Source organism: Jutongia huaianensis (assembly GCF_014384985.1).
Classification (GTDB): domain Bacteria; phylum Bacillota; class Clostridia; order Lachnospirales; family Lachnospiraceae; genus Jutongia; species Jutongia huaianensis.
In genome coordinates this window covers 270,827-281,355 of record NZ_JACRSX010000003.1, presented here as the reverse complement: position 1 = coordinate 281,355, position 10,529 = coordinate 270,827, and the positions used below count along the sequence as shown (strand labels likewise).

The following is a 10,529-nucleotide window of genomic DNA, read 5'->3' as shown; positions in this document are numbered from 1 at the left end:
ATGTCTCCCGTGGTCATTCCTTTTGCATACATAGATATGATCTTTTCTTCCATGTCCTGAGTGACCGTATTCTGATATTTTGGTATCAGCTGCGGTTCATACTCCCCTTTGCGGTCCCTGGGTATTGCAATGTCCATATCCCCATAACTGGTACGCATTGTTTTCCTGGAATGTCCATTCCGGCTGTTATCGGTCTCTTTGTTGCGGTAATCATATTTGGAATACCCCAGTTCCTCATTAAGCTCTTCGTCAAGAACCCCTTCCAATAAAACAGACATCATGTCCCGCATAATGGAATTAACATCGTTTCCGCTTTTGATACTGATATCATTCTCCTTGAGATATCCCTGCATCATTTCACGCATTGCTGCTTTTTGTGGTGAATCACTTTTTCTTCTTGCCATAATAAAAACCTCCATACTGAGTAATGTTATCTTACATCAGTTTGAAGGTTTACACAAACTTTGGGACACTCCCTGGTATAAACATCAATGCTGTTTTGATTAGGATTGTATTCTGCAAATATTGTTCTCATCGTATCGAATCTCCTTATCATTCAATCATCAGTAAAAAATCAGAAGCATTTCAATCAGTTCACCATGTCAGTTTTATTTTGTGTTATATTGTTTTATATAATTTTCTTTCCCTTATTTTTTCCCTTATCAGAGTTCGTAAACTCGTATGGGAAGATATAACATAAGGGAAAGCCTAAGGGAAAGCTCACCTGCGATAAACTTAGTGTTTTCAAGGACTTGTAAGGAATTTGATAACATAATATAACAATTATTAAATCTCTTAGAATATGTGAAATCTCAATTCAAGTTTGTGAAAAAATAAATAGAAATTTGAAGCTGTGGAAGGAGAAATGTATGTTAGCAACACATCCTGCCATAAATCAGTTGGATCAGTAGTGACATTGTTATTACTTAAAAGGAATGCGACAGTTGCTCAGATTTCTCTGGTTTGAGTTGGTAAATAATTTTTACATTTGTAAACCATACTATTGCCATATATTAAATAATATGATAACCTGTTTGAACAGTAATCAAAGATCAGAAACAAGAAAAGAGGTAAATAATGATGAAGAAGAAATTAATCACAATTGTACTTGGTGTAATGTTATGTATGAGCATATTGGGTGGCTGTGGACAGACGGAAACAAAGCAGAATGATACTGTAACCAGCAACAGCGGGGATCAAAATAATGGAACAACCGAAGAAAAAGAATTGGTTGGCACCATTGATGAGATAAAGGATTTCATGTTTGTCATTACAGATAACGATGACACACCATATAGTTTTACTTTCGACAAAAAGCCGAAAGGATTGGAAAATATCAGTAACGGAGATACTGTAATTGTAAAATATACAGGTACAATTTCCGAGGTGGATCCGTTTGATGGCGAGGTGATATCTGTTGAAAAGAAAAAATAATATCACATTATCTACTAAAATATGTGCTGTCATTTTGCTTTCCTCTATGTTGTTGAGTGCCTGTGCGGATACTCAGACAGCACAGAAACAAAAGATACCTGCTGCAACTTATATGGGCGGAGATAATACTTCTGCTGAGGTCTGCGAAGCGTTAAAAGATGCGGGTGCTTCGCATGTTGATATATTTCAGGACTGGGTGGCTGATTTTGCTGATTCCGCTGGGAAAAATGCAAAATTGGAAGACAACTGGTCAGATCCACAGAAACTGAAAGCAGATACCGGTAAATGTATGGATGGCTGGGAGCAGGATCATACCTATTCGGATGCTGACTGCAGAATGACTGCATTTCTCCTGTTGGACGGGATGCTGACGGCGAAATCAACAGAAAAAAGGTATAAGGGTACTTATTTAATGTTTGATACAGATGCAATAGATACTGTAGACAGATACGAAATCATAAAGAAGAAAAAAGATATGTTTACTACTCTCTATGGTGAAAAAAAGGTAACAGACAACAAACATCCTGAAACTACATTTTCTGACAGTTGGAAGGATTACGGATTTCATATAGACAGCGATAGGATCTCTCTTCTCAGCATTGTAATATCCGATCCTGATTCTGATGTCGTTTTTGTAGGCCATACCGGAATACTGATCAAGTATAGTGACTACTATTTATTTGTAGAAAAAATTGCCTTTGAACAGCCATATCAGGCAACAAAAGTGCGTACGATAGATGAATTGCTCCATATTTTGTCATTGCGGCCGGAATATTTCGGAGACGAGGACGAAGCCGGACCATTTGTTTATAATAACGGCAAATATCTCCAAACATTAAAGAAAAGTGTTTAACAGCGTATAAAAGGATACGGAATCTGCATAGCTCCGGTTTGTTATGAAACCGGAGCTATATTTTTCTTTCAGGAAATCTGGTGTATTTCGTCGATTTTTGGAGTGATCTGAAAAAGTAATTGACAGTGAAGATATATTGCCTTATAATCGTTCTAAAACGAACGATGGAGGCGGAGATGTATTTTTGGGATAAGCATAAAACAATAACAAGCTATTATGAATTGCTTTCCGGTGAAGTATGTGACCGGTACGGTTTGACACAAATGGAATATGATATACTTATGTTTCTGCACAATAATCCGCAGCAAAATACTGCTGCAGAAATTGTAAAAATCAGAAAGTCAACAAAATCTCATGTATCAACCTCATTGAAAAAACTGGAAAATAAGGGACTGGTTGAGAAAATTCAAAGTGAAAATAATAAAAAGCATATTGAAATTGTCTTGTTAGATAAGGCGAAGTTGATCGTAGAAGCCGGCACAAATGTACAAAAACAGTTTGCGCAAACTGTTCTTAGCGGACTGACCGTGGAAGAAAAGCAGATGTGTATCAGGATATTTGATAAAATCTGCAATAATGCAGAAGAATATTTAAGAAAACATAAGGAGCAGAATTGATCATGAAAGAACAAAATTATAAACCACAGATTCCTGATATGATGGAGGCAATATTTGACGCAGCATATTTGATTTTCGACCTGGTTGCCGCAATTTTATTTTTTACATTTTCACAGGGAAAAATTTTATTTATTCTTTACGGAATATTAACATTAACACTTTGCGGAGGAGATGCATTTCATCTGGTGCCAAGAATCATCAGAGCAGTACGCGGAAGTAATGATAAAATAAAGAGACAGCTTGGAATAGGATTGCAGGTATCATCTGTTACAATGACAATATTTTATATTATTTTGATGTATGTCTGGAAGTTTACATTCCCGGAAATTAAAATACCGGCAATGATTGAAGCCATTATATGGATCTCAGCGATTGTCAGAATTGTGATATGCATGTTTCCGCAGAATAACTGGTGTACACCGGAAGGAAATATAAAACTATCGATTCTCAGAAATGCTGTCTTTGCAGTTACCGGTATCGGGGTAATTATTCTATATATCATTTCGGGAAATACTTATGATTATCATATGACCAGGATGGTTGCAGCTATTATTATTTCTTTTGGCTGCTATCTTCCTGTAACATTATTCAGCAAAACAAAACCAAAGGTCGGACTCTTAATGATTCCAAAGACTTGTGCTTATATGTGGATCATTGCAATGGGGCTGCAGTTATTGTTCTAAAACATGCATTATCTCAAGGTTCATTTCAGTTTATATACTTTTTGCGATATTCGTTAGGCGTAATAGAGACATATTTCCGAAAGACACGGGAAAAATGCCCTGGCGAAGAAAAGCCAAGATAAAGACTGATGGCAGTTAAAGAATTATTGGTGTAACGGAGGAGGCGTTTTGCCTCTTCTGTTTTTTTGCTGAGTATAAAATCTGTGAGAGTGATATTGCTTTCTGCTTTAAAACGTTTTGAAAGATATGATCTGCTCATAAAAAATTCTTTTGACATCGCTTCCACGGTAATCGGTTCTGATATATGATGGTTGATGTAGTTCGTCACAGCAGCAACAAGCTGCGAAGTCTGGGATCCTTCCTGTAATTGATTTACATGTTTTGTAAAGTCCATCATCATCAGATAACGCAGATTGTTGATCTGGTAAAAATCATTTAATAATTCACATTTCTGAATGTATTCATCGCTTAATGTAAAAGCATCGTCAGGATCCATGCCTCCCTGGATTGCAGAACGTGAAGCAAGCGTGGCAATAACAATAAAGGTGTTTTTTGACTGACGAAGCGGGTTGTCGGCCATCATGCCAATATTAAACCCGGATGATTTTTTTAATAATTCGGATAAAGAGACAGAATCCCCTTTTCGAATCATATTCATGATATTTCGTTCCAGGTCATATGTGTTATGGAGCAAAATATTCTGTTCCGGAAGGTTATTCGAAAAGATTCTGTCCGCATCCTGCCTGGTCATTGCTTCATTTAATTTTTCCTGCGGGGAATCATCAATAAAATAATCCTGTAGAAAGAATTTTTCATTGTTTAATGCATAATTAAGAAAACACAGAATCTGCATAAGACGTTCCAATGGTATATGGACAATTTGGTGCATAGCAATTATAAAATCATCCATATCTTCCTTTGGTATATCTAATCGTGAGGCTAATTCCCGGAATGCCGGTGTAGAATCAGAAACCTGTCTTGTAGGACCGATCACGATCTTATATTCATCGGTATTGATTATGCCATAGTAGCTGAAATGATCTGTGAGGAAATAGCCGATACGATCGGAAATTGCTAAAATATCGGACTGGTATATGGAAACAGGATCCTTAACCAGATTAACCGTGGAATAATAAAAAACAACGGTATCTTCTTTATAGATACGCACGGGAATCCCTGAGAGGCTGCCGATCATGTTACATATATAATCGTAATCTGTAAGCTGCATGGAAATACTCCTTATCATTATAATATAGATTCATTATGAACACAATTATATCATAATAGACACAGATGTGCAAGAAAATCAAAAATAATGATGGTATAATTTTGAGAAAAATGATAAATGATCAAAATACAAGAAAGGAAGCTGTGAATTATGTACACCAACCATGTAAAAAAGAAAATTGAAGATATGCATTTACAAGAAAGAATCGCTTATGGCTACAAAAAAGTAATCATATTGATGATGATCTCGGGCCTGCTTTCCATTATGGTTATATGTATGTTATTTGCCAATCTGGTTAATTATGTCGATAAAATTAATGCCACGGATATCGCAGTCAAAATGTGCAGGGTCAATGTAAATGCTGCTGCAAGAAATATTCGAGAAATGGCATTAAATGATGATCAATCATCTTATGATGGCTATGAGAGTACTATAACAAAATTACTTGCAGACGTTGATTCTCAATTGAAAATCATCAAAAAAAACGGTGTTGTTTCTAATGAAAATTATGAAGAATATGCTACCTCCTTATCCGATTGGGAGGATATTAGTTCATCTATTTTAAAAGAAATCCGATTGGGACAGAATCAAAAAGGCGTAGATGATATTTTAACGAAATGTACACCTGCATTAGATAAACTGGTGTCCATTGCTTTAAAATTAGATGATATTACTGATGTTGCCAGTGATAAGGCAGTTAGAAAGACTATAATCTGTGCGATTGCAGGGATTATCTGTATTATCTTCTTTTTAAGTATGGCTTGGATATATTCAAGAAAAACAAGTAAAAAAGTTCTTTTCAGCATTTTGGAGCCATTACATGCCATTGAGGATGTTGCAAAGGAATTAACAGAAGGAAACTTACACAGCACATTGGAGTACCGTTCGGAAGATGAAATCGGACGTCTGGCACACAGTATGCGTAAATCTATCCGCATCCTGGGGTCTTATGTGGATGATATAGACCGTGCCATGAAACTGTTTTCAGAGGGTAATTTTGATGTTCAGCCAGATGTGGAATGGAAGGGCGATTTTATTGGTATTTTGAATTCTTTTATGGCCTTTGAGAAAAGTATGGCGGATATGATAAAGGGAATACAGCGTGTTTCGGATCAGGTATCCAGCGGTGCAGAGCAGGTGTCATCAGGTGCAACTGAGCTGGCGGATGGAACAACAAATCAGGCAGCGGCAGTAGAAGAATTGACTGCAACCGTGGAAGATGTTTCCGAACAGGTAAAACAGAATTCAGAAACCGCAAATAACATCAGTGCTAAAGTGGTGACACTTGGCGATAATATTTTAGAAAATAATGCCAAGATGCATGAGATGGTAAATTCTATGCTTGAAATTAAAGACGCATCAATGCAGATAGATAAAATCATTGAAACGATCAACGATATCGCATCCCAGACCAATCTGCTTGCATTAAATGCTTCCATTGAGGCAGCAAGAGCCGGGGAAGCAGGAAAAGGATTCGCCGTTGTTGCAAATCAGGTGAACCAGTTGGCCGACCAGAGTGCACAAGCAGCAAAAGAATCGGCCGTTTTGATCAAAACCTCTGTTGATGCGGTCGGTAAGGGAGTACTGCTTGCGGAAGAGACTGCCCGTCAACTGGAAGAAATTGCGGATAATTCAAAGATCATTACCCAGGAGGTAGCCGGTATTGCAGAGACATTTGCAGATCAGACGGTAGAAATCCAGCAGATCAATCAAGGAATCGAACAGATCAATGATGTTGTTCAAAATAATTCAGCAACGTCTGAGGAGTGTGCTGCAGCAAGCCAGGAAATGAACGGTGAGGCAGATCATTTACGTGATATGATACGTGAGATTAAGGTGGCTAAATTGTAGTGGAGTATCAATAATAAAGTTGTGTGATGCAGCACAGACAGCGATATAATCTTCTGTGCTGTATTTTTTATGTGCGTAATTGCTGGTGTGGAATTACGGCGGTAAGTCTTATCATTCAGCAGGTCAACCTCAATACTCCTAAAATTTAGACAGAATTTATGTGGAGTGTTGAGGTTTTTGTTTAAATCAAATATAATATGTTTGGTGCTAAAAATCTAACCGAAGATGAGAAAAATTATTTTCATTTGTCTACGTTGAAACTATCTTATGAAGAGGCTGTTAAAGAATATGAATCCGGGCGGGATACAAGGTTAGGGAGGCTTTTAGCAAACAGAGAATTACCAATTGATATAAGGAGACTTTATGAAAAAGATCATTGTTGCAGTTGATTCTTTCAAGGGGAGCATGACCTCGTCAGAGGCCGGAAACGCAATTAAAAATGGAATACGGGATATTCATCCGGATTGGAATATAGAGGTATATCCGGTGGCGGATGGCGGCGAGGGAACTCTTGAAGCTTTGACGTATCACCGATCAGTGACGGAACGTACCTGCACGGTAACGGGTCCCCTTGGAGACCATGTGGAGGCATCGTATTTATGGTATGAGCGGGATTCTGAAAGAATAGCCGTGATTGAAATGGCACAGGCGGCCGGGCTGCCTCTGGTACCGATTGATAAGCGTAATCCTTTATATACTACGACCTATGGAGTCGGAGAATTGATCCGGGATGCCATTGACCAGGGATGCCGCAAATTTATCATTGGGATCGGCGGCAGTGCAACGAACGATGCCGGAATTGGTATGCTGCAGGCTCTGGGATATCATTTTTATGATAGAGATGGAAGGGACATTTCTTTTGGTGCAAAAGAATTAGCTAAGATAACAGATATCGGTTTTGAAGATGTGATTCGGGATCTTTCTTCATGCCGGTTTCAGATTGCATGTGATGTGAAGAACCCTTTCGTTGGAGAGCAGGGATGCAGTAGGGTATATGGTCATCAAAAGGGTGCCACAGCAATTGATGTAGAGAAAATGGATCGGTCTATGGCTCAGTTTGCGGATCTGGTAGAACGTATTGCCGCAAGTGGCAGAAAGGGAATCTTTCCAAATGGTGACCGGAATACGCCGGGAGCCGGAGCTGCCGGTGGCTTGGGCTACGCATTTCTGATGTTTCTCGATGGGGTACTGCGGCCGGGGATTGATATTGTATTGGATGAGATCCGGCTGGAGGAAGCAATTGCGCAGGCCGATCTTGTGATTACAGGAGAAGGCAGGCTGGATGCACAGACCCTGATGGGAAAAACACCGGCAGGTGTGGCAGGTCTTGCAAAGAAGTACGGAAAACCGGTGATCGCAGCAGCCGGATGCTTTGGTGAGGATGTGATACAATGCAGGCAGAGCGGATTGTTTTATGACTGCGTTGCCGTTAATGATATTTTGTCGGAACAGGAACGAATGCATGCAATGGAAAAAGAAAAAGCGATCAATCATTTGCGGATGCGGATGAGAAAATATTTTGAAAATTTTGAGCTTTTTGAACGATCCTTATGAAAGTGCAGACAGGCGAAGACCCGTTAATATTAAAGACAAAAAACGAGAGCTGACCATAGAAAAAAGCTATGGACAACTCTCGTTTTTATGTATTATACAAATATTACTACGGTGGATACAATAGTTTTATATATGTTGCGAGATGAAAGGAGAACAAAATGAGCGATTTAAAAACACCTTTCCGATATGATTATGTCGGAAGCTTTTTGCGGCCTGAGAAGTTAAAGAAAGCGAGAGCGGATTATGAGACCGGAACGATCAATGCAGAACAGTTAAAAAGCGTAGAAGATGAGTGCATTGTACAGCTTGTCAATAAAATTAAAGAGCTTGGATATCATGTGATCACAGACGGAGAGTTCAGAAGAGCAACCTGGCATCTTGATTTCATGTGGGGATTTCAGGGGATTGAACATAAAAAAACAGTAGATGGAAATACCACATTTGAAGCGGAAACTGCCATGATCGATGATACATATATGGTTGGAAAAATTTCTGTAAAAAATCATCCGTTTGTTGAGCATTTCAAATTCGTGAAGGCACTGGAGGATGAAAATACCGTTGCCAAACAGACAATACCATCTCCGGGACAGTTTTATGCTTATTTTACCGGAACACAGCTTTTAGAAGATACCTTGAAAATATATGGAACAGAGGAAGCTTTTGCTGAAGATGTTATTAAGGCATATGGTGAATTTATCAATGAGCTTTATGGAGCCGGCTGCCGCAACTTGCAGTTTGATGACTGTGTGTGGGGCGGCATGGTAAATCCGGAACTGGAGGTTGAGCTTACGGGCAGAAAGGGAGAAGAGTTAGAGGCATACAAGAGACTGATCTTAAAACTGAATAATGATGTCGTTGCACAGGCACCTCAGGATCTGATTATTAATACACATGTGTGCCGTGGAAATTATCACTCAACATTTTTCAGTTCAGGTGCATATGACGGTGTGGCTGATCTGTTGTTTGGTGAAGAAAATGTCAATGCCTATTATCTTGAATTTGATGATGAAAGATCCGGAGGATTTGAGCCGCTTGCAAAAATATCTGGTGACAAAAAAGTAGTTTTGGGACTCATTACCACAAAGAAACCCGATCTTGAAAACAAAAAAGAGATCGTGGAAAAAATCAAACAGGCTGCGAAATATGTTCCGCTGGATCGGTTATATCTTAGTCCACAGTGTGGTTTTGCATCATGTGAAATCGGAAATAAACTTACAGAGGAAGAGCAGTGGGCAAAGCTTAAACTGGTAAAAGAAATTGCAGAAGAGGTTTGGAATTAGTAAAAAAGGCTGTCGCAAGACAGTCTTTTTTTGTTGCGATTAACTTTTAGTATATTCTGCTAGTGATATACGGTTGAAAATATGGTATTATATGTGCCATGGAACACAATTACGATAAAGTATAAATACGTTTTTGGCTCTGACACAGATGCCAAATAACTCTGTAACATTTCTAAGTGGTGGTCATTCTTATTGGTATGTACCTAATGATTGAGATGGGGTGATTAAAATATGACAAATAAAGAGATAATTGATATTGCAATGCAACAATCTGCATACGATCTTAATGCTAAAGTTTCGGATTTTCTTATGGACGTAAATGTGATTGTAAAGTCTGAAATTGGGCCATTGGCAAAAAAATACTATGAAGAACCTATAGCCTGCAATTTCATTTCGTATGGAAATAATATCGTTGCGTCTGTAAAAGAGGAATATAGAGAAATTGTTGAAAGGTATCTAAGCAAATATGAGTTTTATCATTGCTTTGAAACTCCTAATATGCATTGGTTAGATGAACGAATGAAAGAAAATGGATACCGCATTTGTTTTATGGCAGAGTATTTTTTACCGGATATAAATGTTTTGAAAAGAAGAGAATGTAATTATCAGCTTAAGGTACTGGAACAAAAGGATTTTGCAAATTTGTATCTTCCAACCTGGAGCAATGCACTCTGTGAAGGCAGAAAGCAACTGGATATTCTTGGGGTTGGTGCTTATGATAACGGAAAACTGATCGGGCTTGCAGCCTGTTCGGCAGATTGTGATGATATGTGGCAAATCGGAGTTGATGTTTTGCCTGAGTATCGCAGACAGGGGATTGCTTCTTCATTAACAAGCAATTTGGCAATAGAGATAATGAATCGAGACAAGGTGCCATTTTATTGTTGTGCCTGGTCGAATCTTAAATCTGTTAAAAATGCATTACGGAGTGGTTTTGTGCCGGGATGGGTAGAAATGACAGTAAAAGCTGCAAGTTTCGTTGAGAAAATGAATAATTGAGCTGAAGGAAGCCGCTTAAGTAATTATTTG

At 38.5% G+C, this 10,529-nt stretch carries 10 protein-coding genes and 1 pseudogene; 8 read left to right on the top strand and 3 right to left on the bottom strand.

Annotated features, from left to right (window positions below):
* The coding region (locus tag H8704_RS04830; RefSeq protein WP_249297535.1) for a transposase at window positions 1-404 on the bottom strand (404 nt) is incomplete at its 3' end.
* 74 nt (window positions 405-478) lie between these two features.
* Window positions 479-556, bottom strand: a pseudogene (locus tag H8704_RS14360) (DUF6061 family protein); the annotation flags it as partial.
* 524 nt (window positions 557-1,080) lie between these two features.
* Here H8704_RS14360 and H8704_RS04825 point away from each other — a divergent pair.
* From H8704_RS04825 to H8704_RS04810, 4 genes are all read left to right on the top strand, one after another.
* On the top strand, window positions 1,081-1,434 hold the full coding sequence (locus H8704_RS04825) for a hypothetical protein (RefSeq protein WP_118676388.1): 354 nt from the start codon (window positions 1,081-1,083) through the stop codon (window positions 1,432-1,434).
* Entirely contained in the window at window positions 1,418-2,287 is an 870-nt protein-coding gene (locus tag H8704_RS04820) for a DUF4300 family protein (protein WP_249297534.1), read from the top strand. The genes H8704_RS04825 and H8704_RS04820 overlap by 17 nt, the downstream gene beginning before the upstream one ends.
* Before the next feature lie 176 nt (window positions 2,288-2,463).
* On the top strand, window positions 2,464-2,904 hold the full coding sequence (locus H8704_RS04815) for a MarR family winged helix-turn-helix transcriptional regulator (RefSeq protein WP_022463986.1): 441 nt from the start codon (window positions 2,464-2,466) through the stop codon (window positions 2,902-2,904).
* 2 nt (window positions 2,905-2,906) lie between these two features.
* On the top strand, window positions 2,907-3,587 hold the full coding sequence (locus H8704_RS04810; protein ID WP_118676160.1) for a hypothetical protein: 681 nt from the start codon (window positions 2,907-2,909) through the stop codon (window positions 3,585-3,587).
* A gap of 25 nt (window positions 3,588-3,612) precedes the next feature.
* Here the strand turns inward: H8704_RS04810 and H8704_RS04805 are convergent, their stop codons facing one another.
* Window positions 3,613-4,815, bottom strand: coding sequence for a helix-turn-helix domain-containing protein (locus H8704_RS04805; RefSeq protein WP_249297533.1), 1,203 nt, complete (start codon window positions 4,813-4,815; stop codon window positions 3,613-3,615).
* Window positions 4,816-5,001: 186 nt separating this feature from the next.
* Between H8704_RS04805 and H8704_RS04800 the strand changes: the two genes are divergently transcribed.
* The 4 genes from H8704_RS04800 (at window position 5,002) to H8704_RS04785 (ending at window position 10,499) form a co-directional block, all read left to right on the top strand.
* Window positions 5,002-6,666, top strand: a complete 1,665-nt coding sequence (locus tag H8704_RS04800; RefSeq protein WP_330605827.1) for a methyl-accepting chemotaxis protein — start codon at window positions 5,002-5,004, stop codon at window positions 6,664-6,666.
* A 363-nt stretch (window positions 6,667-7,029) separates the two neighbouring features.
* Window positions 7,030-8,220, top strand: coding sequence for a glycerate kinase family protein (locus tag H8704_RS04795; protein ID WP_249297531.1), 1,191 nt, complete (start codon window positions 7,030-7,032; stop codon window positions 8,218-8,220).
* A 158-nt stretch (window positions 8,221-8,378) separates the two neighbouring features.
* Window positions 8,379-9,500: a 5-methyltetrahydropteroyltriglutamate--homocysteine S-methyltransferase gene (locus H8704_RS04790; protein ID WP_249297530.1), complete on the top strand. Its 1,122-nt coding sequence runs from the start codon at window positions 8,379-8,381 to the stop codon at window positions 9,498-9,500.
* A 231-nt stretch (window positions 9,501-9,731) separates the two neighbouring features.
* Window positions 9,732-10,499, top strand: coding sequence for a GNAT family N-acetyltransferase (locus H8704_RS04785; RefSeq protein ID WP_249297529.1), 768 nt, complete (start codon window positions 9,732-9,734; stop codon window positions 10,497-10,499).
* The last annotated feature ends 30 nt before the right edge of the window (window positions 10,500-10,529 follow it).